The following is a 25013-nucleotide window of genomic DNA, read 5'->3' as shown; positions in this document are numbered from 1 at the left end:
ATCCGCTCGCGCGTGAAGCGCCAGATGGAGAAGACCCAGCGCGAATATTATCTGAACGAACAGATGAAGGCGATCCAGCGCGAGCTGGGCGAGACCGACGACGCGCGCGACGAGATCATGGATCTGGAGAAGCGCATCCGTAAGACGCGCCTGTCCAAGGAGGCTCGCACCAAGGCCGAGGCCGAGGTCAAGAAGCTGCGCAACATGTCGCCGATGTCGGCGGAATCGACGGTCGTGCGCAACTACCTCGACTGGCTGCTGTCCGTGCCGTGGGGCAAGGCCAAGCAGAAGCCCATCGATCTGGTCAAGGCCGAGGAGATCCTCGAGGAGGACCACTTCGGTCTGGAGAAGGTCAAGGAACGGATCATCGAATATCTGGCGGTCCAGGCCCGCACCGGCAGTCTGAAGGGGCCGATCCTGTGCCTCGTCGGCCCTCCCGGCGTCGGCAAGACCTCGCTGGCCAAGTCCATCGCCAAGGCGACGGGACGTGAATATGTCCGCATGTCCCTGGGCGGCGTGCGCGACGAAAGCGAGATCCGCGGCCACCGCCGGACCTATATCGGCTCCATGCCCGGCAAGATCATCCAGTCGATGAAGAAGGCCAAGACCACCAACGCCTTCGTCCTGCTGGACGAGATCGACAAGCTGGGGTCCGACTGGCGCGGCGACCCATCCTCGGCCCTGCTCGAGGTGCTGGATCCGGCTCAGAACTCGACCTTCGGCGACCACTATCTGGAGGTGGACTACGACCTGTCCCAGGTCATGTTCGTCACGACGGCCAACAGCCTGAACATGCCGCAGCCGCTGATGGACCGGATGGAGATCATCCGGGTGTCGGGCTACACCGAGGATGAGAAGGTCGAGATCGCCAAGCGGCACGTCCTGCCCAAGCAACTGACCGATCACGGGCTGAAGGCGGACGAACTGATCGTGCCGGAAGACACGATCCGCGACCTGATCCGTTACTACACCCGCGAGGCCGGGGTGCGGTCGCTTGAGCGCGCCCTGGGCGGTTTGGCCCGCAAGGCCGTGCGCGAGATGGCCAAGACCAAGGTCACATCGATCACGGTGGACGCCGAGAAGCTGGCCGAATACGCCGGCGTCCGGAAGTTCCGCTATGGCGAGACGGACGAGGAAGATCAGGTCGGCATCGTCACCGGTCTGGCCTGGACCGAGTTCGGCGGCGACATCCTGACCATCGAGGCCATCAAGATGCCGGGCCGCGGTCGCATGACCGTGACCGGCAACCTGAAGGACGTGATGAAGGAATCCATCTCGGCGGCGGCCTCCTATGTGCGGTCGCGGGCCCTGGCCTTCGGCGTCAAGCCGCCGGTGTTCGAGAAGACCGACATCCACGTCCACGTGCCGGACGGCGCCACGCCCAAGGACGGCCCGTCCGCCGGCGCCGCCATGACCGTGGCCATGGTCTCGGTCCTGACCGGCATCCCGATCCGCAAGGACATCGCCATGACCGGCGAGATCACCCTGCGCGGCCGGGTCACGGCCATCGGCGGTCTGAAGGAGAAGCTGCTCGCGGCCCTGCGGTCCGGCGTCAAGACGGTGCTGATCCCGCAGGAGAACGAGAAGGACCTGGCCGACGTGCCGGACAACGTCAAATCGGCGCTGGAGATCGTTCCGATTTCGACGGCGGACGAAGCCCTGCGCTGGGCTCTGACCGGTCCCCTGACGCCGGTCGAATGGGACGAGGCGACGGACCCTCTCCCCGCGCCTTTGCCTCCGCTTGACGGGGCTGCGGCGACCGTCAGCCACTGAACTGCGACCTAAGTCGCAGACGAAACGCCGCCGACAAGCCTGTCGGCGGCGTTTTCGCTTTTGACGCAACCGCCGATCCGCCCTTTACTGATTCGCTTGGGAGGATGACATGACCAAAGCCGAACTTATCGGCCGTATGGCGACGGCTGCGAACATCAGCCGCGATCAGGCCAAGACGGCGCTCGAAGCCTTCACCGACGGCGTGGTGGAGGCCCTGACCCATGGTCAAGACGTCAAACTGATCGGCTTCGGCAGTTTCACGCCCGTTGATCGCAAGGCCGGCGTCGCCCGCAACCCTCAGACAGGTCAGGCCGTGGCCCGGCCCGCCTCCCGCACCGCGCGCTTTCGTCCCGGCGAAGGCTTGAAAAGCGCCTTGAACGGTTGAAGCCCAACGGGCATAAGCCCGGCTCCGGTCCAAGGGCGGCTAGCTCAGCTGGTCAGAGCATCTCGTTTACACCGAGAGGGTCGGCGGTTCGAACCCGTCGCCGCCTACCACCGTTTTCACTGATCCAGTGCATTAGAAGATTGCTCTCAAACCCTTCGAATTTCGCGGACGCCTTGAGCATCTTTGGCTGGCGCCGACGACGCAATCATCAAGACACTCCTATCTAAACGCCGTGATGTGCATGTCGCCCGACAATTCGCAAAAGGACGCGTCTCCAAGTGCGCCGCTGTTCGAGTTCATCGTAAAGGAATCTAACGCGCCGTCTTATTGATGTCCTTCGATTAGGTCGACGCCCCAAGGCGAAAGCTGCAATGTGCCGGTAATTTTATTGCCATGCAGGACGCTGCTCTTGTCTCCAGTAATACTTATCGTCTTTTCTTCGCCGGTTGAGTTGACGTAAAGCGTGCGTCCATCAACGACACGAGCATAGACGCCATCCGGCGTAGTCGGTCCGCGATCAATGCCGAGTTCGGCATAGAGACTGCGATAAAGCGGCGTCATGACGGACGGTTGGGCGGGGGTGGCCAGATAGATGGCGCGGCCCTTTCCAAAGGTGTTGACCGTCGCCACGGGAGGTTTGCCGTCCACATTGTCGATGCGGCCCATCACGGTCGCCGTCGATGGTTCGAGCACTTCGTAGAAGTCGATGGTCGAGGTGAAGGCCTGTCCGGCGATGGTCCCGGTCAGCGGGCGGGATGCACGATTGAACTCGTTGGTCCGCAGGCCGAACACGTCGGACAGCCGCCCCGGCAGGGAGGTGTTGAACCACTGGTTTGTCTCGTCCACCTTGGCCGAAAAGGCGGTCATGATCACCGTGCCGCCATTCTGGACATAGGACCGGATGTTGGCGGCCGCCGCCTCGTTCATAAGATAGAGGCCCGGCACGACCACGAGCTTGTAGGGGCTCAGATCTTCATGTGCGACGTCGATGACAGCGGCGTCGATATTGTCTTTATAGATTGGCGCGAAGGCGTTGCGCTGCTGATCCATATAGGGCGTCGTAAAATACTGGCGCACCGTGTTGGTCGGCGAATGCGGGTCGGACGCCACTTCAGCCTCGAACGAATAGGCGAAGGCCACCTGCGGGTCGAGCTTGCGCGGGAAACCCATCGTTTCGAGCTTCTTGAATTCCGAGGCGATGACGCCCCACTCATCGAGCTTCCAGGACGGTGTGTTGTCGTGATCGATCAGGCCGAACAGGGCCTGTTCTTCTCCGCCGCGATGGCTGTTGAAAGTCCAGGCGAGGAAGCCCTGACCGCCGTTCAGCAACCCGAAATAGGCCCACATGCGTGATCGGCCGCGCGCGCCGTAATAGCCGCCGCCGCCGGCCTGGAACTCATTGAACCAGACCGGGGTGTCCAGAGCGCCGCGCATCTGCATGGTCTCATAGGCGCCGCCTATCGCATCACCGGCGTAATAGCCGAAGGCTCCGTGATCGGTGTAGCGTCGATAGCTGGACAGATAATCGAAGCCGCGTCGCCCCGATCCCGGCCAGAGGTTCGAGAGGGCGGGCATGCCGGGCATGTTGCGTTGGCGCACGGCGTCCAGTTCGGACAGGACGTCGATCGTCTCCTCGGACCAGTAACGGCGCAGATCGAGATAGCGTTCGAACGGGCCGGGCCCGTCGCCGTAGGGAAGCTGCACTTCGTCCCACGAACCGATCCGGCGTGACCAACGCTGCGTCGCCCATGCACGATTCAGCGTGTCCAGATCGCCGTACCGGGCGCGAAGCCAGGTCACGAACCGCTCACGATCCGCTTCGGAATACGACATGAAGCCGTTGCCGATTTCATTATTGTATCCCACGGCGATAACGGCGGGATGTTTGGCGTAACGCTTCGTCAGCGTATCGGCCATCCGATGCAGCAGCCGCCGGTAATCCGGATCGGCGATATCGTCCATATAGCGCTCGGCCGGATTCAGGCGCACGCCGTCCTGGTTGACCAGATCGACGCCGGGATAGCGGTGGTGCAACCATACCGGAGCGGGCTGACCGGGAATGTCGAGAATGACGCGAATGCCGTTGGCGTGCATTTCGTCCATCACCGCATCGAAGCGGTCGAAATCGAAATGGCCTTCGGTGGGTTCGAAATAGTCCCATGCCAGGTCGCCCATCCGGACGATGTTCAGGCCCGCGCGACGCATCAAGGCGATGTCCTGGTGAATCTCCTCAGGCGTGCGATCAACCGGTTGATAATTGGCGCCCACGAACAACCGATCCCCGGCGACGGCCGATCCGGCCCGGTCGATGGCGTCTTGCGCGCTGGCGCCGGTAGCGGCGGCGATCATCACGACGGCGCTGAGCAGAATAGCCTTCATCCCCCGCCGTCCCGCTATCGTCTTCACGGCGACGCCCACGTTCATGGTGCTGCTCATGTCTGATCCTTGCAACGAAACGGTTGACCGATGTGTTGGTAGCGCTAACATCATAGATGTGCCTATCTCGTCCTGCAACGTCCACTGCTCATCCCAATATTCGACTAGTCCTCGAGACGTCGCGGGCGGCGGGAACGTCAAACGGAGACAGCCATGGTGATGTTCAGCAAACGGAGCTTCCTCGGCGCCCCATTCGCTGCAGCCTTCGCCTCAAGCACCGTCCAAGCCGGGGCTCTGGCCGGAGGGGAAGGGGGCGCTGTCGCCCCCGGCCCGTTCAACGCCGATGTGGAGTCGTTGAAAGCCTATCAAACCCCCGACTGGTTCAGGGACGCCAAACTGGGTATCTGGGCGCACTGGGGACCGCAGGCTGTACCTCGCCAGGGCGACTGGTACGCACGTTGGATGTATGTGCCGGGCCATCCTCACTACGCCCACCACCTGGAGACCTACGGCCATCCATCGGAACACGGGTACAAGGACATCATCCCGCTATGGCGAGCGGAGCGCTTCGACCCTGAGGCGCTGATGGATCTCTATTCGGCGGCCGGTGCGAAGTATTTCGTCAGCATGGGCGTCCATCACGACAATTTCGATCTTTGGAACTCGCGCGGGCATCGCTGGAACGCCGTCGCCATGGGACCGAAGCGCGATATCGTCGGGGCGTTCAGAGATGCTGCGCGAAAGCGGGGCCTGCGTTTCGGCGTGTCGGAACATCTGGGGGCCAGTCATAACTGGTGGTATCCCAGCCATGCCTACGACCAGTTCTGGCCCAAGCTGGGCGTCCCATACGACGGGGCGGATCCTCGACTGAGCGATCTGTATCACCCCGCGCATAACGAGCCTTTTCGTGGTTCAATTGACAGCTGGTACACGCGCGATCCGGCGTTCCATAAGCTGTGGTTCGACCGCATTCGGGATCTGATCGATTCCTACGAGCCCGACCTGCTTTATTCGGACGGGGGTCTTCCCTTCGGCGCGGTCGGACGATCGCTGGTCGCCCATTTCTACAATAGCAGCATCGCGCGACACGGCCGGCTCGACGCCGTCTACAATTGCAAGGACGTGGGCTCGGGTGAGTTTCACCGCGAGACGTGCGTGCAGGATGTCGAGCGCGGCGTAATGAGCGGGATCAATGACCTGCCCTGGCAGACCGATACGTCCAACGGCGATTGGTTCTACGCCGATGATTATGTCTACAAGACCGGGCCAGAAGTCATCCACATGTTGGCGGATATCGTCAGCAAGAACGGAAACATGCTCTTGAATGTCGTGCTTTATCCGGACGGGTCGCTGCCGCCGGAATCGCAGGCGCTTCTGGCGGACCTAGCCGCCTGGATGAAAGTCAATTCGCAGGCGATCCACGGGACGCGGCCCTGGCGCACCCATGGCGAAGGCCCCACCGACACCGCCGCCGGCGCCTTTCAGGAAAAGGCGGCCTATACCGCCGCCGACATCCGTTTCACCGCACGCGGCGAGACGCTGTACGCCATCACCCTGGGCGAGCCGAGCAACAGCGTCGCGATCACGTCGCTGCGGCAGAACGGAAGCCTGGAGACCAAGCCCGTACGGAACGTCCGCCTGCTTGGCTATGGGCCTCTGGAGTTCAAGCAGAAAGATGAAGCGCTATTGATCGAATTGCCGGCAAACGCTCAGCCTCGTATCGCCGGAGCCTTCGAGATCCGTTTCTGAATAGAGACATTGAACCAAACAAGCGGCCTCCTCGGCCTGGGCGACGGATTTGTATTGGACCTGCCAGGGTCTTGAGTGTCCTCACGACGAGTCGCGGTGCAAAACCTTCCAAGGGTCGGCTTCTCGGCCATTCGCTGCAGCGGGATATCCACCATGACTGCGCTCGGGCCGGCAACCTCGAGGTTGTCATGGCGACGACGGCGATTTGGAGGCGGCCAAACCATAGCGATGATGTCTGTGGGGGTGACGACGCCGTCGATGATTTCGTCAGAGTTCAGAAAGCTGTGAATGGTTTCATAGGCGGTCTCGGCGGCGGCCGTTGTCCGGCGCATGCCGTCGTCCATTCGTGGCCCCAACCAATTGTCCATGCCGAAGCGGCTTGGGGGGGGGGGGGCGGACCGCGCGCAGCAGAGAAGACGCGCCTTACAAGAACGAGGACCACGCTCAAGATCGCCTAAGGCTCCCTTTTAGATAGACCAATTGGTATGCAGTAATGGTCTTTTAAGTCCGATAATTGGTCCGTTATCTGTATTGACACGTTGGTCTATTCCGGGCGACCGTCCTGGCAACAAGAATGAGGCTCAGGGAGGCCCGGGATGAAGCGTTCTATTGAGGCGCGTGGATCAGCACGTCTGCTACGCGGCGGAAAATACATACTGCTAGGCGGCGCCTCCGCCGTATCGCTAGCCGGTGCCGCGATGGCGCAGGACGCCGGTGAAGGCGCGACGGCGGTCGAGGAAGTCGTGGTGACCGGGACACGTCGGACGGTTCAGACCTCGATCGAGACTAAGCGCGGATCGGCGACGATCGTGGACGCCTTGACGGCGGATGAAATCGGGGACCTGCCCGCTTTATCGGTTGGCGAAGCCATCGAGACCATCACCGGCGCGGCGTCCCACCGCGAAAAAGGGGGCGCCTCCGAGGTGTCGATCCGCGGCCTGGGGCCTTTCCTTGGGGCCTCGACCTTCAATGGCCGGGAAGCGACGAACGGGAGCGGCGACCGCTCGGTCAATTTCAACCAGTTTCCGTCCGAGCTGATCAACCAGATCAAGGTTTACAAGACCCAACAGGCCGATCTGGTGGAGGGCGGCGTTTCCGGCCTCGTGGAATTGGGCACGTTGCGGCCGCTGGATTTCAACCGGCGGCGTATCCAGGTGGAAGGCAAGCTGAACTTCAATCCTTATGACGACCGTCTGCTCCAGCCCAATGGACCCGGCTACCGGGGGACCGTCAGTTATGTCGATCAGTTTGATGCCGGCTCTCTCGGCCGGATCGGCCTTTCGCTGGGTTTCCAGCGCAATGACGTCAGCAATCCCGAGGAAGTCTACAACGCCAGCAGCACCTGGTACGCCTGTAACGACGCCCAGACGACGACCGGAAACTGCACGGAGGTCACCCGCGACCAGGCGGCGGCCGGCACGCCCTTCTATCTTGTGCCGGGGAGCTACACTTTCCGGCAGATCCAGGAGGATGACACCCGTGACGCCTGGTTCGGGGCCCTGCAATGGCGTCCGAACGATCGACTGAACATCAACCTCGACTACCAGTACTCGGATCGGTCCTACAACGAGCGCCGCTCGGAGTTGGGTATTTCCGAGGCCCGCTATGGACTGACCAACCGGGTGGTGAACGCAGACCACGTCCTGGAGGCGGTCAGCGGCAACAGTTCGATTGAAGTCAATTCGACCTTCAAGAACCGCTCGGAGACCTATGAGGGCGCGGGGCTCAATATCGAGTATGACGTCACCGACGCCCTGACGATCAAGGCCGACGTTTCCTGGTCGCATACGCTCCGGAACGAGACGGATCGCAGCGTCCGCCTCAGGTCTGATCCGCTGGATATCTACGGCAACCGCACCGCTATGAATAATCAGCGGGTGCCCTACACCATGGATCTGCGCAACGGGTCGGTGCCGACCTTCACCATCGATCCGCGGTTCGATATCAACAACCATGATCTCTTCAGCGATGACGCGCGCATAAGGCGCGACCAGAGTCAGAGGGACCATGAGATCATGGCGGCGCGCTTCGACGCCACCTATCGCCCGGCGGCCGGACTGTTCACGGCCTTCGACGCCGGCGTCCGCTACTCCGAAATGACCTTCACCGATTTCGATAACCGCGTTGAATTCACCCAGGATGACCGCGCGGTCGATCGGGCTGCGAACCTGGCCTGTCGCCGCGCTTTCCCGCAACACGACTTCCTGAAGATCTCCGAGTCCAATAGCATCACCAGCTGGGCCTCGTTCGACGCGGTCTGTCTGTTCGAGGCCTACGCCGGCGTCCCAGACACAGGTCTGCCGCTCGATATCCGCGCGGTTGAGAACCGAAACGTCGCCGAAGACGTCCTGGCTGCTTACGGCATGGCCAGCTTCGAAACCGCGTTGGGCGGCTTGCCGGTCCGTGGTAATGTCGGGCTTCGCGTCGTCGACACCCAGGTGACGTCCAAGGGCCTGCGCGCCGACCTGGATGTCGTCAACAATCCGGACGGAACGATCAGTCTCGTCCCCACCGGCGCGTTCGACGAGGTGGTCATCGAGGCCGGTACGACCCGCTGGCTGCCGAGCCTCAACCTGACCTTCGAACTCAAGGAGGATCTGCTGCTGCGCGCGGGTGTCTTCCGCGCCATGTCGCGGCCTGCGCCGAGCGCCCTTGGCGCGGGCCGGATCATCACTGTGGACACCGGGACCGACTACGCCAGCGTCGAGGACGCGGTGCGCAACATCACCGCCAACGGCAGCCCGCGTCTTGAGCCGCTAATGTCGTGGAACGCCGACCTGTCGCTGGAATATTACGCCAACAAAGACTCGCTCTACAGCCTGGCGGTCTACGCCAAACAGTTCACCGGCGGCTTCCAGCCGGTCGCCTATGACGAGAGCTTCACGATCGACGGTCAGACCGTCGACGTTCCCGTGACCCAGACGGAGAACAGCGACGACGAAAGCACGCTTTTGGGCTTCGAAATCACCGCCGCTCACCGCTTCTCGAACCTGCCCGCGCCGTTCGATGGTCTGGGGACCAAGATCAGCTACAGCTACGCTGATCTTGATTTTGAAAATCAGGACGTCCGTCTGGGCGACATCGTCGACGCCGTTACGGGCGAAGTCACCGAGGGGATCATCCCGCCGGCAGGTCTGTCCGGCATGTCCAAGCACGTTCTGTCGGCACAGCTCTACTACCAGATCGGCAAGCTCGATCTGCAGGCCATCTACAAATATCGGTCCGACTATTATCAGGACTTCGTGGGTGGAAACGCACAGCTCCGCTATGTCCACGGCGTCGGCACGACCGACCTTCGCGCCAGCTACGCCATCAACCGCAACGCGCGCGTTCAGGTCGAGGCGGTCAATATCACTGACGAGCCGCGCATCGAGGACATGCCCGTATGGGGCAGCACGCGCGGCTATTACGCCTATGGCGCCAAATACTATGCCAGCCTGCGCTATCGATTCTGATAATCGATCGGGGGCGTCGGACCGATTGGCCCGACGCCCTGGTTCGGCTAAGCTGGGGTCATGAGGCAGACCCGTCTATTCCATTCCGTGGCCGAACAGATCGTCCAGTTGATCGCGACCGAAGGCCTCGGTCCAGGCGCGAAGCTTCCGGGCGAGCGTGAACTGGCTGATCGTTTCGGCGTCAGCAGGGTCACGGTGCGCGAGGCCGAGTTGGCCTTGCAGGCTCAGGGAAAGCTTTCGATCAAGACCGGTTCGGGCGTCTTCGTCTGTGCGGACCGAAGCCGTCCCGAGGGATTGCCGACGGTGAGCGCCTTCGAGGTGACGGAGGCCCGCTCGCTGTTCGAGTCCGAAGCCGCAGCCTTGGCGGCGGCGGTCATCCAGGACGAGGCGCTGGCGCGTCTCGACTATCTCGTCCAGGCGATGGACGGCAGCAATCCGGACCTGGATCCCGACACGGCGGATCGCGAATTCCATCATGTCATCGCCGCGTCGGCCAACAACGCCGCCGTGCTCCACACCATCGAAAACCTCTGGCGTATGAGGACCGAACAGCCTCACGTGATGGCGGCGCACAAGGCGGTTTGCGAGATCGACGATTCCTCGCGGGTCGCCGAACATACCGCCATTCTCGACGCCCTGAAGGCCCACGACAGCGCGGGGGCCCGACGCGCCATGCGCAACCACTTCAACCGGCTGCTCTCGGTCATGCTGGACGCGAGCGCGGCCTCGGCGATGCAGGAACTGGAACGTCAGATGGCCGCCAGCCGCGAGCGGTTCATGATTAGCACGCGAGGCTAATTTTCCAGACCAATTGGTATGAAAATAATCGCAAATTTCCACACCAAATGGTTGGACTTGTAGGGGTTCACTGGTAGCGTCTTCCTCGACCGGAAAGGTCTGAAGGAGTTCGGCGGTACAAGCCGGGCCGTGGGAGACGACCATGTTGGCAAGGCTGGCGGCGACTGCCGTCCTGTTCTGGTCCGGCGCCGCAACGGCGGAGACCTCGACCCTGGTGAAGACGCCGGCGGAATATCAGCGCGCGGTTCGAGTCGCCCAGCCGGGGGATACCATCCGTCTCGCAGACGGCGAGTGGCGCGACTTTCAAATTCTGTTCGAGGGCGAAGGGCGGCCGGATCGTCCCATCACCCTCACGGCGCAGACGCCGGGGCGCGTGATCCTGTCCGGCCAGTCCAATCTGCGTCTGTCCGGCCGCCAACTCGTCGTTTCCAATCTGGTGTTTCGCGACGGCTGGTCGCCGACCGGGGAGGTCGTCTCCTTCAGGCGGTCCCGCGACCGCAGGGCTGTCGAAAGCCGGGTGACCGGCGTGGTGATCGATGGTTTCAACAAGCCGGATCGCGCCGCCTCCGACAACTGGGTGGCCATGTACGGCCAGGACAATCGTTTCGATCACAATCATCTCGTCGGCAAGACCAACCTCGGCACGACCCTGGTGGTGGTGCGTGACGCGACCCAGGGGCTCGAAAACCGCCACCGCATCGACCACAACTATTTCGGCCCGCGGCCTAATCTCGGCTCCAACGGCGGTGAGACCCTGCGGATAGGAACCAGCGCGGATTCGCTGTCGGCTTCTCGCACCCTCGTTGAGAACAACTGGTTCGAGGGTTGCGACGGCGAGGTCGAGATCGTCTCCAACAAGTCCGGCGGCAATATCTATCGCGGCAATGTCTTCTTCCACTCGCGCGGCGCGCTGGTTCTGCGTCACGGCGACGGCAATCTGGTGGAGAACAACGTCTTTATCGGCGGGGGCAAACCCCACGCCGGCGGCGTGCGCATCATCAACCGCGACCAGACCGTCCGAAACAACTATATGCAAGGCTTGGCCGGCGAAGGTTTCGCGGCGGCCCTGAGCGTCATGTATGGCGTGCCGGACTCGCCGATCAACCGCTATCACCCCGTCGTCGGGGCGGTGATCGAGAACAATACCCTGATCGATGTGCGCAGCATCCTTCTCGGCGCCGGCATGGATGAGGAGCGTTCCGCCGCGCCGCGCCAGACGCGTTTTGCTGACAATCTCATCGTCGCGACCGCCGAGGGCGCGGACCCCGTGCGAGGCCGGGGCGATCTGTCGGGTTTCGCCTTCTCGGGCAATATCCAGAGCCCGACGGCTTCGGCGACGTTGGCCGATGGGGTGACTGGACGGCAGGTGCGTCTTGTCTCCGGCCCTAACGGCCTGATGATGCCGGAAGAGACCGTCGGCGTCGGGGCGGACGTCAGTCTCCGTCCGATCGCCAGGACCGAAGTCGGCGTGAGCTGGTACTCTAAGGACGCTGCGACGGTTCGGCTCGACAGCGGAAACGCCGTCCCGGTGCTGCCAGGGGAGGGGACGCTGGCTGCGGCGGCCGAGGCTGCGCGGCCCGGTGACCGACTGGCGCTTGCAGCGGGCCGGTACGAGGTCGATCGGACCCTCAGCCTGGACACACCTCTGACGGTCCAGGGGCCAACCGACGGCGTGGCCGAAATCACCTTCAGTCGGCCCGCGTTGTTTCAGATCGAGGCCGGGGGCTCGCTGAGGCTGTCGCGGGTGACTGTGTCCGGCCGGAACGCGCCGGACGAGGTCGGCAACGCCGTGATCCGCGTGCGGCCGGGATCGAACGCCGCCAACTATGAGCTGATCCTGGAAGACAGTCGTATCGAAGGGCTGACCGTCAATCGCGGGTTCGATGTGGTCTCGACGGGCAAGGGCAGCATGGCGGCCCTGATCGCGCTGCGGCGAGTGACGATTTCCGACGTGTCCGGCGCCGTCGTCGCGGCGGCTGCCGAGACCGACGACAAGGGCGCCTACAACGCCGAGCGGGTCGAGATCGAGGGCGGCGTGTTTCGGCAAGTCGGCGGCGGCGTCGTCGACCTCTATCGCGGCGGTACCGACGAAAGCACCTTTGGCCCGACGCTCACGGTGTCCGGCGCCCTGTTCGACCATGTGGGGTCGCCAGACCGCCCCGCTGTTCTGATGCGAGGCGTCCAGCACGCCGAACTGCGTGACAACCGCCTGATCGACAGCGGCCCCGTCCGCTTCACCCATACGGTCGGCGATCCCGTGCTTCTGGTTTCAAACAACCAGTTCGTGCGCACGCCTGACCTCCAATCCGACCTTGCTGCGGAGACCGCCCGATGATTCCTGGCCGCTCACTCGCCTTCATCTTGACTGTCGGCGTCGGCTTGGGCGCGATTGCGTCTGCTGCCCTGGCGCAGGCTCCGATGCCCGTCGTTCTATCCGGCGCCGTCCAGACCGCGTCCGCCGACGAGGCAGGCCCCGTGCTCGTTTCGCCGTCCGATTGGCGGACCATGGCCGAGACCGGCGCGCGCTATCCGCTGTTCGCCGCAGAACAGGCGCGCGTCGAACGCGCCGTCCGCGCCGCCATGGCGCGACCGATCAATGTGCCGATCCCCAAGGACCCCGGCGGGGGCTTCACTCACGAACAGCACAAGCGAAACTATCAGGCCATCTACAACGCCGGCGCCCTCTACCGCCTGACCGGCGACAAGGCCTATGCAGACCATGCGCGGGACGTCCTGCTGGAATACGCTAGGCTCTATCCGACGCTCGGCGCCCACCCTGCGGGACGAGGCCAGATCCCCGGTCGCCTGTTCTGGCAGACGCTAAACGACTCCGTCTGGCTGGTCTATGCGAGCCAAGGATACGACGCCATTCGCGACACCCTGTCGGCGGAAGATCGCAAGACCATCGACGACGACGTCTTTCGACGCATGGCGCGTTTCCTGTCGGACGAGACGCCGCAGAACTTCGACCGCATCCACAACCATGCGACCTGGGCCGTCGCCGGCGTGGGCATGACGGGGTATGTTCTGCGAGACTCGGACCTGACGGAAAAGGCGCTGACCGGCTTGGCGAAGACCGGGGAGGCGGGCTTCCTGCGTCAGATCGACCAGCTGTTTTCGCCTGACGGCTACTACGAAGAAGGGCCTTATTATCAGCGCTACGCCATGGCGCCCTTCATCATCTTCGCGCGCGCCATCGATCAGAACGAACCCGAACGCGGTATCTTCCGTCACCGGGACGGCGTGCTTCTGAAGGCGGTCGATACGCTGATACAGTCCAGCTACGCCGGCTATTTCATTCCGGTCAACGACGCCATTCTCGACAAGGGCCTGGACACCGAGGAACTCGTGGCCGGTGTCGCGGTCGCCTATGCCCGCACCGGAGAGCCGGGCCTCCTTTCGATCGCCGAGGCGCAGGGGCGCACCCTGCTGTCTCCGGACGGATTGAAGGTCGCCCAGGGGCTGGCTGAGGGCGCGCCGGAGCCCTTCGCCTTCCGGTCGGTCATGCTGCGCGACGGGCCCGACGGAGAAAGCGGTGGACTGGGCATCCTGCGATCCGGCGGTCCGGACGGGCAGGCGTTGGTTTTCAAGGCCACGGCCCAGGGCATGGGCCATGGTCATTTCGACAAGCTGAATTGGCTCTTCTACGACAACGGCCAAACGGTGGTGTCCGACTATGGCGCAGCGCGCTTCTTGAACATCGAAGCCAAGGCGGGTGGAACCTACCTGCCCGAGAACACCTCCTGGGCCAAACAGACCGTCGCCCACAACACCCTGGTGGTGAACGAGGCCAGCCATTTCGGCGGCGATTGGCGTGTCGGCGCGGCGCGGCCGCCTGAACGACTGGTGTTCGACACGGACGCAGACACCCAGATCGTGTCGGCGCGGCAGACGGGCGCCTACAAGGGCGTGGTCTTCACCCGCACCCAGGCTCTCGTACGACATCCCGAACTCGGTCGGCCGGTGGTCGTCGATCTGCTGCGCGTCAGCGGCGACCGACCCGCCCGGTACGACCTGCCGCTGCATTACAACGGTCACATCATGACGGTCGGGTTCGAGACGCAACGCGCCTTGGCCGTCCGTCCGGTCCTCGGCGCCGCCAACGGCTATCAGCATCTCTGGGTCGATGCGTCCTCCGAGCCGACGACGGAGGCGCGCAGCCTCACCTGGCTGCTGGACGGACGATTCTACACCTACCGGTTCGCGGCCGACGCCCCGTCGCGCGCCATTCTGGCCGAGAGCGGAGCCAACGACCCCAACTTCAACTTGAGGCGCGAACCGTCCCTGATCCAGCGCGTGGATGGTCAGAAGGATGTCAGCTTCGTCGGGGTTCTGGAATCGCACGGTCTCTACGACGGAACCGCCGAAACCGTCACCGGGGCGGCTAGCGGCGTGCAGTCGATCGGTCAGTCCCGTGGCGACGACGCGACCGTGGTTGTGCTCGTCCTACCGTCCGGCAAGCGGCTCGTGCTCGGCGTCGCCGACGACCCAGCGGAGGGCCGTTCGCACTCGGTTTCGGCCGACGGTCAGACTTACCAATGGACGGGCGCCTGGGCGCGCCTGGATCGATAGAGGCCGGCGCGTTGCGACCGACCCGAGACATGGGAGTGAAGATTATGCAGAAACCATCCGCCGTCCGGTGGGCCATCATTGCCCTGATCGCGGTGGCGACGGTGATCAACTACATCGACCGCAATGCGCTCGCGGTGATGTGGCCTGAGATCGCCGGCGAGATCGGCGCGACCAAGGAGGACTACGCCCTTCTCGTCACCATCTTCATGCTGTTCTACGCAGCGGGCCAGTTCGCCTTTGGCAGACTGTTCGATCGGATCGGCACCCGCCTGGGATTTGCCTGGTCGATCGGCGTCTGGTCGATCTCCATCGCCCTGCATTCGGTGGCCGGCTCCATTGCGGCATTCAGCGTCTTCCGCGCCATGCTGGGGATCAGCGAGGCCGGCGCCTGGCCGGGCGCGGTCAAGGCCAACGCGGAATGGTTTCCGCCTCGGGAACGGGCCTTCGCCCAAGGCATCTTCAACGCGGGGGCCTCCATCGGGGCCATCATCTCTGCGCCGCTAATCGCCTTCCTTTTTCTGTCGCTGGGATGGAAGGGCACCTTCCTCCTGATCGGCGCCTTCGGTTTCGTGTGGGTCTTGCCGTGGCTGGTCATCTACCGGGCCGGACCTGACCGCCACCCCTGGGTCAATGCTGCAGAACGCGCGCTTATTCTGGATGCGCCAGAAGAGACGGGGCAGGCCGCGGCGGCCGCCTATACGCCCACACTCAAACAGATGATGTCGCACCGCCAGTCCTGGGGCATCGTCATATCGCGCTTCTTCCTGGACCCGATCTGGTGGCTGTTCGTCTCCTGGCTGCCGATCTATCTGGCGGAAACCTTCGCCTTCGATATCAAGCAGATCGGCATCTTCGCCTGGGTGCCGTTTGTGGGCGCCATGTTCGGCAGCCTGTTCGGCGGATGGCTCTCAGGAAAACTCATCGGTTCCGGCTGGAGCATCGACCGCGCCCGTAAGTGGACGATCACCCTGGGCTGCGTGATCATGGGGCCCGCGCTGCTCGGCGCGGTCCTGGCCTCGGATCCGACCCTGGCGGTGCTCACGATCGCCGGCGTCCTGTTCGGGTTCCAGATCGCCATCGGCAATATTCAGACCCTTCCTGGCGATGTCTTCCACGGCAAATCCGTCGGTTCCCTGGCCGGTATTGGCGGGATGGCGGCGGTCGCCGGCACCCTGATCACCACCTGGCTCGTGCCCGTCATGACCAAGGTCTCCTACGCCCCGATCTTTATCCTGGTGGCGGCGCTCGTGCCGCTGTCGCTGGCGGCGATCTGGTTCGTCACTGGCCGGATCGAAAAGGTCGACGGACCGGCCGCCCCGGTTGTCGGCGACCAATCCTGACGCCCACCAGAGCTGACTTTTCAACCTCCCCCGTTCCAAAGGACAAGACAACCATGACCCTGAACAATAAGGTGGCCATCGTCACCGGCGGCGGCCGCGATATCGGCCGTGCGGTCTCGCTGAAGCTAGCCGCCGAAGGCGCCAAGGTCTGCATCAACTACGCCAATGACTCCGCCAGCGCCGAAGAGACCCTGCGCCTGATCGAGGCCGCTGGCGGCACGGCGATCGTTCACAAGGCCGACGTGACCGACGCGACGGCGGTCGACGGCCTCGTCGCCGCCACCCAGGCCGCGTTCGGCGACAGGATCGACATTTTGATCAACACCGCCGGCGGCATGGTCGCGCGCAAACCGCTCGCGGATATCGACGAGACCTTCTTCCATACCGTCATGGACCTGAACATGACCTCGGTGTTCCTGACCACGCGGGCGGTCGTGCCGCACATGGGCGAGGGCGCCGCCATCGTGAACTTCGCGTCTCTGGCCGGGCGCGACGGCGGCGGGCCGGGCGCAGCCATCTACGCCACCTCCAAGGCCGCCGTCATGACCTTCACCCGCGCCATGGCCAAGGAGCTGGGGCCCAAGGGCATCCGTGTGAACGCGCTGTGCTGCGGCATGATCTCGACGCGATTCCACGACGACTTCACCAAGCCCGAGGTGCGCGCGGCGGTGGCCGCAAGCGTTCCGCTTCGCCGCGAAGGCCGGCCCCAAGAGGCCGCTGAGACCGCAGTCTTCCTGGCTTCGGACGCGGCCGGCTACATCACTGGCGCCAACATTGATGTGAACGGCGGCGCGTCGTTCTCCTGATCCGCCCTGCTGGAGGGGACCTATGCTGAAACATCTGTTTGCGAGCGTCTGCGCCGCCGCCGCTCTGACGGCGGCGGGCGGTGCGGCGGCCGAGGTATGGGTTCCTCTGTGGACCGCATCGCCCGCTCCGGATCGCCGGGACGGCGCGCCGGAAGCGCCGCTTCAGTTCAACGCCGAAACGGTGCGCCAGGACATCCGGCTTGGCGCTTCTGCGGAAGCGCTCCGGTTCAGGATCAGCAATGAATTGGGCGATGCGCCCCTGCATGTGTCCCATCTCGCTGTGCAAAAGACTGGACAGGGCGGAGGCGCGCTTCCGGTCCTGTTCAACGGCCGGTCCGACATCGTCGTCCCCGTCGGGGCGGCTCTGATCAGCGATCCTGTGGCCCTGGCCGTCCCCGCCTTCGCCGACGTGGCGTTAAGCCTTTACTTCCCCGATCCGACGCGGCCGGCTGTTCGGCGCACGCCGGTGCGGGTGGTCACGGGCCTTGCGGAAGTGGGCGACGAGACGCCCCTCACGCGTCGCCAGAACGTGGTCTCCGCCGTCTATGGCGCGCGGGACAGCGCCCCGACCGTCGTCGTCGCGCTCGGCGATTCCATCACCGAAGGCGCGACCGCGACTCTCGGCGCTCATCTCGACTGGCCGTCGGTGCTGGCGCGACGCTTCGAGGAGACCTGTCCGGGACAGGTCCTGGTCCTCAACCAGGGCATCAGCGGCAACCGCCTCATGGATCATGGCCGCAGCCACAGCGCGTTGGCCCGGCTCGACCGGGATGTCCTCGCTCAGCCCGAGGTCGACTTCGTCATCCTGCTCGAAGGCATCAATGACATCCGCCACAGCGGCGCCCCCCTGATGCGCCCCGGCCGCGATGCTGCGGATATGGAGCTCGGCTATCGGCAGATCGTGGCGCGTCTGCATGACCACGGGATCAAGGTCGTCGGCGGCAGCCTGACGCCGTTCGAGGGATCGGAACGCTACGAGCCCGTCTCTGAGGCGACGCGCCAGACTCTCAATCATTTCATCCGCACAAGCGGCGCGTTCGACGCCGTCATCGACTTCGACGCCGCCACACGGGATCCGGCAAGGCCGGAAGGCTTTCTGCCGGAGGCCAGTCGCGACGACCGGTTGCATCCCAACGACGCCGGCTACGCCTTGATGGCCGAGGCGGTGGATTTGTCGATCTTCGGATGCGGTCAGAGTGACTGAGCCGATCCCGGCCTGGCCCATTCTTCCCGCCAAGGGCCGGCGATGGGATTGTCTGGCCCTCGGAGAAGTGATGCTCAGATTCGATCCGGGGGAAGACCGTGTGCGCAGCGCCCGGAGCTTCCGGGTCTGGGAGGGCGGCGGCGAATACAACGTCGCCCGGGGACTGAAAAAGACGTTCGGTCGCCGGACAGGGGTGCTCACGGCCTTGCCCGACAACGAACTCGGCGCCTTGGCCCTCGACCTGATTGGACAAGGCGGGGTGGACGCCTCCGAAATCCTCTGGCGAACCTATGATGGCGTTGGTCGATCCACACGGCTGGGCCTGAACTTCACCGAACGAGGCTTCGGTCTTCGCGGCGCGCTGGGCGTGTCGGACCGAGCGAACTCGGCCGCATCGCAGATCTCGATCGACGATTTCGATTGGGACCGCCTGTTCGGCGCAGATGGCGCGCGGTGGCTTCACACAGGCGGCATATTCGCGGCCCTTTCCGAGAAGACGGCCGAGGCCGCTGTGGCGGCTGTGCGGTCGGCCCGACGCCACGGCGTCATGGTATCTTATGACCTCAACTATCGGGCCAGCCTGTGGGACAGCCATCCGTCGCCGGACGCCGCGCGCCGGATCAATCAAGCCATCGTGGCGGAATGTGACCTGCTGTTCGGCGATGAGTTCGGTCTGGCGGCCTGTTTGGGCATGGACCTCGGCGCGCTGAAACCACGACGGACGCCCATGGACGACGGACCGCCACACGCTGCCGCCTCGACCGCCTTTGAAACCTTTCCCCAGCTGAGAGGCGTGGCCTATACGTTGCGCGAGTCTAGGTCTGCCTCGGTGAACGCTTGGCAGGGTGTGTTGGAGGCCCGATCAGGCCGTTGGCTCTCGGCGCTACGTCCGAATGTAGAGCTGCTCGACCGTGTCGGCGGCGGCGACGCCTTCGCTTCGGGGGTGATCCATGGGCTGCTGGAGGGTGCGGCGCCGCAGCGTGTGGTCGATCTGGGAGCGGCGCACGGCGCCCTGGCGATGACGACGCCGGGGGACAACGCCAATGTGTCGGCGGCGGAAGTGGAGACGGTGGTTCGTGGGGAGCAACCGTCAACGCGCCGATAGACGCCTGTGCGCCGGCGACATGCCAATCGAGCTGGGCTTTCAGGTCCGGACTCCGCTCGACGGCGCCGCGGGCTCGTCCAACGTGCCGGACGCAAATTGCGGGCGCGCCGTCGGTGGCCCGCCCACCGCCACCTTTCGCATCGCAGTCTCCTGGGGGACCGGTGAGCGGCGCGCCGCTGGGTATCAGGGTAGCGGTCGAGCAGCGCGCGGATCACGCCGTTGATCCACTCAAACCCTTATTGGAGCGCATATTCATAGTCGCCGCCGGTCGCCGCCTACCAAACAAAAAGGCCGCCCGATCGCTCCGGCGGCCTTTGTCTTTTGGCGATCGTCTTGATCAGAACCGGAAGCTGGCCCGCAGCAGAAGCGAATAGCGGACGTAATCCTCGAGAAGTTCCGCGTCGCCGGTCAGCGACAGCATGCCCAGGTCGTTGCCCAGGTTCATGCGGAAGCCCAGGATCAGGCCGCCGCCCTCGACCGCGTCAGGCGACAGGACGAAGCTGGGGCCGCCGCTGGCGAAGCGGGCGATGGTTTCGCCGGCGTCGACCGACAGGTTCTGGCGATAGCCGATGCGCAGTTCCGGACGGATCCAACCGTCCTTGCCGAAGCCGTAGCCCACATTCATCGCCGCGACGGCCGAGAAGATGTGGCTGTCGCGCGAGTCGATATCCAGATCGAAGCCGTCGCCGCCGCCGGATTCGGAGCGTGCGCCTTCCGACAGGTGGAAGTATTCGGCGTAGACCTCTGGCCGGACGTTCAGCCGGCCGTAGTTGCGCTCGTAGGACGCGCCGCCGGCCGCCGCAGCAGTCCAGCCGTGCCAGTCGGATTCGTTGTTCAGATAGACGCCGTCTGCGACCAGCGACCGGTCGGCGTTGAAGCTGGCGTAGCCGCCGGCCGCGCGCGCCCAGGTCGTCCAGTACTGTCCTTGAGCGCGCCAGTAGAGGCCCAATTCCAGCAGGTTGGCGGACAGGACTTCCTCGGCCTCGGATTCGGGATCCTTGATGTCCGAAGACGTGAAGGCTGCCGTCAGGCCGAAGGCGCCCACGCTGGTGCCCTTCTCGACGCCGCCCGCGACGCCGAAGCCTTCGGAACGGAAGCCGTAGGAATCGGTCTTGTCCTTGTCGGCGTAGAAGTTGATCTCCTGGACCCAGGCGCTGGTCTCGCCCGGCGCGGCCGAGGCGTTGCGGCCGGTCAGGGCGCGGGTGACGGCGTCGACGCCGGCCGACAGGGACATCAACGGCCCGCCGGAGTGGTCGGGCAGCATCTGCTCATAGGCGTCGATGAAGCCGTCGCGGTCCGTCTGGCTCAGGAACAGGTTCCGGATCGTCTCATTGTCGCCCAGGGCGGCATAGACCGCGTCGAAGGCCGAGGCCTCGACGGGGATCAGGTCGGCTTCCTGGGCGGTGCGGCGACGGGCGTCGATGTAGACTTCGCCCGCAGCTTGATCGACGCCCGCCTGAACAACGTAAAGATAGGGGGAATTATCGGCCAGGAGGCTCTGATTGATGTCGCCGACGTTCAGGGCGCCGGCCTTGATCACGCTGAACCGTTCCGGCCCCTCCAGCAGGGAGGAGAAACGAACGCCCAGTTGCGCGCCCGTGGCCAGGGTGGCGGCGCCGCTGACGTTGAATCCGCCGGCGCGATCACGCTGAGGGTCGACGGTAGTGATCAGGACGCCCTCTGCGCCGACGTTCAGGCTTGAAATCGAAGTGGCGGTCGCCTGGGTGGCGTTCAGGGTGCCCTTGGAGACATTGATGTCCAGAGCCCCGTCGCTGTCGGTGACGGCGCCGCTCACCGTCGCGCCGCCGCTGACGGACAGGCGGTCGGCGCCGGCGCCGAAGGACATGTCGCCGATGACCGTGCCGTTTTCGACGTTGAAGACATCTGCGCCGGAACCGAACTTGATCGCGCCGACGATGACGGGTTCGCTGGCGTCAGGAACCCCGTCCTTGTCCGTGTCGGTCGCCGTGCTGTCGGCGGCGGCGGGGATGCCGTACTGGCGAACCGTGGCGCCGCTGGTGTTGGCGGTCAGGTCAATGGCGGTCACCGTGCCGTCGACGGCCGTGGTGTCAGTGGAGTCCGCCGACAGCGAGCCGATGATGGAACCGGCGTTGTTCAGCTGGGTCAGGGTGCCGGACTGGTCGCGGATGACGGTCGCCGCGCCGTGGTTTCCACCGAACGAGGCCACGATATTGCCGGTGTTCGTCAGGGAACCGACATTGGCTCCGGCGCCGATAAGCACGCCGGTGGCCGTATGGGCCTGTTTGCCCGATGCGACGGCCTGGATGTTGCCCGTGTTCGAGATGGCGGGGGCGGTGACGCCGGCGCCGATCCAGATGGCGGTGGCGTTGGCGTCCACGGCGGTGGAGGCGATACCGCCTTCGTTACGCACGCCGCCTGCGACGGTGACGGTCTGGCCGCCGGTCACGCCCAGCTGCAGGGCGCGCGACTCGACGCCGGAATAGACGCCGGATCCGGTGATGGAGCCGCGGTTGATCAGGCCATAGGCGGCGTCGCCCGTGCCGACGGCGCCGAGGGTCACCGCATTGGTCGCGGAGCCGATAAGCAGGGCGGGCGCGCCGCCCACTGACGTCAATGCGGCGGTCGTCTCGCTGGCGTCAGGCACGCCGTCGCCGTCACGGTCCGTATCGTCGCGGTTCTTGACGCCGTCGCCGTCGTCATCCTCGTCGCCGTTCTTGACGCCGTCCTTGTCGTCGTCGCCGTCGATCCCGGCCGAGGAATAGGCCGGACCCGTATCCAGCAGGACGCCGCCGGCCACATTGGCGGCGACGCGCACAGCCGGACCACCCTGAAGCAGGTCGTCGGCGTCAAGCTCGTCCAGGAAGAGGGTCGAGGCGTTGTCGTAAGTGCCCGTCGTCGGGCGGACCGAAGGCGATGTGGTGTAGCGGTAGCCCGTGGTCGTTACGGCCGAATGGATTTTCAGTGCGCCGCCCACATCCCCCTCGATCGACACGCCCGATGCGCCGGCGCCGGTCGCGGACACCGAGCCTGCGAGGTCGACATTGCCCGAGATCGGACCGGTCGTACGGATGCCGACGCTGTTGTCGCCGACGACGCGCACGGTCCCCAGACTCTGCAGCTTGCCGGTCAGGGGGGCTTCGACCGCGAGGCCGTAGGAGTTGTTGCCTTCAACAGAGATCGAGCCGCTGGATTCGACCAGAACATTGCCGACGAAGGGCGAGGCGCCCGCGACCCGAACGCCGTAGCGGCCGGTTCCGGTCGCGAACGGCCCGTCAAGGTCGCCGTCGCCGTCCGTGTCCTTGATGTCCGCCGTTTCCTGGCTGTCCGTGATGTTGATCGTTCCGCCCATCGTGACGGAGCCGGTATTGCCGCCGTTCACCAGAACGCCCGTGGCGCCGTCGGCCGCCTTGGCCATGGTGATCGAGCCGCCGCTGTCGATATCGACCGTATTGTTCGAATCCAGCGTCATCGCTGCGCCGGAGGTGACTGCGATCGAGCCGCCGCTGGCGATGCGGACATTGTCCGCCGCCGTGCCGGTGGCGTTGGACGTCTGGATCGGCGTGGTGCGGGCGGTCGAGACGACGACCTCCGCCTGAGCGCCCGTAACAGCCAGCAAGGGGGCGATCGCCACGGCGGTCGCGAGTAGAATACGCATTCGGAAGAAAACCCCTGGTGGTCACGCGATCACGAAGTGGGCGCTCCTTTACAGGATCGACGCCGTATGTGCCCAAGTTTATCGAATTTGAGGCGAATGCAAGGCCGTGTCCAGTGTGTTGCGAGGTCGTGTCAGAACCGTCGCTCGACGAAGGGACTGATTTTGCGAGCTATTGCGTCGGGTGCGGAAGGTTTTCCGATGGAGCTATTGAGCTTTGCGACGCCGGGGGCTACGGGCGGAAGAACGGTCCAACGCGTTTCACCGCGACGCATCCAAACCACGCCCCCCGGCGTTGGCCAGCCCAGACCAGGCGAGACACTCTTCATGACATTGACCGATCTCGAAGTTCAGGAAAACGAAATCCGGCTGATTCCGGGGCTGGACGTCGAGGTCGCCGATACACTGAGGGCGCTGAAGCTGGCGTCGATGGACGAGCGGCCGCGGCTGGTCGACACCACCATGCTGTATGCGCCGCGCTCGGGCGGGGTGAAACGCTACCTGCTGTCGAAGAAGGCCTGGATCGAGGAGAATCGTCCGGGCGTCAGTCATTCGCTGATCGTGCCCGGCGCGCGTCACAAGGCGCGGGCTGACGGGATCGTGCAACTGCGGGCGACCAAGCTGCCGTTCGGCGACGGCTATCGTTGGCCCAGCTCCGTCAAGCGCTGGAGCGCCTGGGTCGCGGCGATGAAGCCGTCGATCATCGAGGCGGGAGACCCCTATACGCCGGGGCAGGGGGCGCTGGAGGCCGGCCAGCGGGTCGGGTGTCCGGTTGTCGGCTTCTGTCATTCGGATCCCGCCGGTCTTGCGGCGCTGCATTTCGGCGAATGGGCCAAGAAGCCGGTCGAGAAACGCTGGGCGCGCCTGTTCTCCCAGTTCGACCGCGTCGTCTCGCCCAGCCGTTTCATCGCGCGCCGGCTGGAAGAGGCGGGCGTCAGCAATATCGTCATCCGACCCCTGGGGGTGGAGATCGACACCTTCCGCCCTGAGCGTCGGGATCGGAAATGGCTGTTGAACGAACTGGGCCTGGGCGAGGACGCCCGGCTGCTGTGCTTCGCCGGCCGTCCCGCCAAGGAAAAGAACGTCGATATTCTGATCGAGGCGGTCCAGAAGCTGGGCGCGCCCTATCATCTGGTTCTGGTCGGCGCTGGATCGGGCATGCCGGCCGAGGATCGGGTGATCTCGATGCCCTATGAGAAGGATCCCCGCGCGGTGGCGCGGATCATCGCCAGCTGCGACGCCTTCGTCCATGCCAATGACAAGGAGCCCTTCGGCCTGATCGTTCTGGAGGCCATGGCCTGTGGCCGACCGGTCGTGGGCGTCAACGCCGGGGGCGTGGCCGAGACGGTCGATGAAACGGTCGGCCAATTGGCGACCAGCGCCGACGCCGACGCCTACGCCCAGGCGGTCGAGGCCCTGTTCGCCCGCGACATCGAGGCCATCGGCCGCGCCGCCCGCGAAAAGGCCGTCAGCCAGTTCGCCTGGAGCCGCGTATTCGAGGATTTGTGCATGGTTTACGGCGAACTGACGGGCGAAGCCGCCTTCGTTCAACCCGACGAGGCGTTCGCCGTCCACTGACGAGCGACGCCGCGATTTCCGTTCGACATCTCGAAGGAAAGACCGGCGTCGACGGCCTGTTACAAGATGGTGAGAAATGGGGGGGGGCGGCGCGCCACTTCTTCGTCTGGAAGAAGTGGCGCGAGTGACGGGGCTCGAACCCGCGACCTCCGGCGTGACAGGCCGGCACTCTAACCAACTGAGCTACACCCGCGTATCAGGTCGAAACTTTTGAGTTGTTTCGAAAACTATAAAGGAA

General features: G+C 64.5%; 15 protein-coding genes and 2 tRNA genes. 13 read left to right on the top strand and 4 right to left on the bottom strand.

All coding sequences use genetic code 11. The features are described from left to right. The 3 genes from lon to Q7J26_RS12845 form a co-directional block, all read left to right on the top strand. On the top strand, positions 1 to 1773 hold a 1773-nt coding region (lon, locus tag Q7J26_RS12855), incomplete at its 5' end, for an endopeptidase La (protein WP_304936804.1). 109 nt (positions 1774 to 1882) lie between these two features. After that, a complete protein-coding gene (locus tag Q7J26_RS12850; protein ID WP_304936803.1) occupies positions 1883 to 2158 on the top strand; it encodes an HU family DNA-binding protein in 276 nt (91 codons plus the stop codon). 33 nt (positions 2159 to 2191) lie between these two features. Next, positions 2192 to 2268: transfer RNA gene (locus Q7J26_RS12845), tRNA-Val, on the top strand. A gap of 214 nt (positions 2269 to 2482) precedes the next feature. Here Q7J26_RS12845 and Q7J26_RS12840 read toward each other — a convergent pair. Continuing rightward, positions 2483 to 4594: a beta-galactosidase gene (locus tag Q7J26_RS12840; protein WP_304936802.1), complete on the bottom strand. Its 2112-nt coding sequence runs from the start codon at positions 4592 to 4594 to the stop codon at positions 2483 to 2485. A gap of 153 nt (positions 4595 to 4747) precedes the next feature. On the opposite strand from Q7J26_RS12840, the gene Q7J26_RS12835 reads away from it, so the two are divergent. After that, positions 4748 to 6283: an alpha-L-fucosidase gene (locus Q7J26_RS12835; protein ID WP_304936801.1), complete on the top strand. Its 1536-nt coding sequence runs from the start codon at positions 4748 to 4750 to the stop codon at positions 6281 to 6283. Here Q7J26_RS12835 and Q7J26_RS12830 read toward each other — a convergent pair. After that, complete coding sequence (locus Q7J26_RS12830; protein WP_304936800.1) at positions 6244 to 6627, bottom strand: hypothetical protein; 384 nt, start codon at positions 6625 to 6627, stop codon at positions 6244 to 6246. The genes Q7J26_RS12835 and Q7J26_RS12830 overlap by 40 nt on opposite strands. Before the next feature lie 252 nt (positions 6628 to 6879). Here Q7J26_RS12830 and Q7J26_RS12825 point away from each other — a divergent pair, with 252 nt between their 5' ends. From Q7J26_RS12825 to Q7J26_RS12790, 8 genes are all read left to right on the top strand, one after another. Continuing rightward, on the top strand, positions 6880 to 9738 hold the full coding sequence (locus tag Q7J26_RS12825) for a TonB-dependent receptor (protein WP_304936799.1): 2859 nt from the start codon (positions 6880 to 6882) through the stop codon (positions 9736 to 9738). 60 nt (positions 9739 to 9798) lie between these two features. Continuing rightward, complete coding sequence (locus tag Q7J26_RS12820) at positions 9799 to 10536, top strand: FadR/GntR family transcriptional regulator (protein WP_304936798.1); 738 nt, start codon at positions 9799 to 9801, stop codon at positions 10534 to 10536. Between the two features lie 142 nt (positions 10537 to 10678). After that, complete coding sequence (locus tag Q7J26_RS12815; protein WP_304936797.1) at positions 10679 to 12871, top strand: polysaccharide lyase 6 family protein; 2193 nt, start codon at positions 10679 to 10681, stop codon at positions 12869 to 12871. 83 nt (positions 12872 to 12954) lie between these two features. Then, positions 12955 to 15108, top strand: coding sequence for an alginate lyase family protein (locus Q7J26_RS12810; RefSeq protein ID WP_304936796.1), 2154 nt, complete (start codon positions 12955 to 12957; stop codon positions 15106 to 15108). Positions 15109 to 15152: 44 nt separating this feature from the next. Beyond that, positions 15153 to 16448 (top strand): MFS transporter, encoded by a 1296-nt coding sequence (locus tag Q7J26_RS12805; protein WP_304936795.1) that lies wholly within the window; start codon positions 15153 to 15155, stop codon positions 16446 to 16448. A 53-nt stretch (positions 16449 to 16501) separates the two neighbouring features. Then, entirely contained in the window at positions 16502 to 17254 is a 753-nt protein-coding gene (locus tag Q7J26_RS12800) for an SDR family NAD(P)-dependent oxidoreductase (protein WP_304936794.1), read from the top strand. A gap of 22 nt (positions 17255 to 17276) precedes the next feature. Further along, on the top strand, positions 17277 to 18458 hold the full coding sequence (locus tag Q7J26_RS12795) for an SGNH/GDSL hydrolase family protein (RefSeq protein WP_304936793.1): 1182 nt from the start codon (positions 17277 to 17279) through the stop codon (positions 18456 to 18458). Continuing rightward, positions 18451 to 19563: a sugar kinase gene (locus tag Q7J26_RS12790; RefSeq protein WP_304936792.1), complete on the top strand. Its 1113-nt coding sequence runs from the start codon at positions 18451 to 18453 to the stop codon at positions 19561 to 19563. Before Q7J26_RS12795 ends, Q7J26_RS12790 begins: the two co-directional genes overlap by 8 nt. A gap of 337 nt (positions 19564 to 19900) precedes the next feature. On the opposite strand, the gene Q7J26_RS12785 is transcribed toward Q7J26_RS12790, so the two are convergent. Further along, on the bottom strand, positions 19901 to 23200 hold the full coding sequence (locus Q7J26_RS12785) for an autotransporter outer membrane beta-barrel domain-containing protein (protein WP_304936791.1): 3300 nt from the start codon (positions 23198 to 23200) through the stop codon (positions 19901 to 19903). Between the two features lie 324 nt (positions 23201 to 23524). Here Q7J26_RS12785 and Q7J26_RS12780 point away from each other — a divergent pair, with 324 nt between their 5' ends. Next, positions 23525 to 24775 (top strand): glycosyltransferase, encoded by a 1251-nt coding sequence (locus Q7J26_RS12780; protein WP_304936790.1) that lies wholly within the window; start codon positions 23525 to 23527, stop codon positions 24773 to 24775. A gap of 116 nt (positions 24776 to 24891) precedes the next feature. Here Q7J26_RS12780 and Q7J26_RS12775 read toward each other — a convergent pair. Then, positions 24892 to 24968: transfer RNA gene (locus Q7J26_RS12775), tRNA-Asp, on the bottom strand. Positions 24969 to 25013 lie beyond the last annotated feature (45 nt).

Origin of the sequence: Brevundimonas sp. (assembly GCF_030656255.1) — a bacterium.
Classification (GTDB): domain Bacteria; phylum Pseudomonadota; class Alphaproteobacteria; order Caulobacterales; family Caulobacteraceae; genus Brevundimonas.
This window is presented reverse-complemented; position numbering and strand designations above follow the sequence as displayed.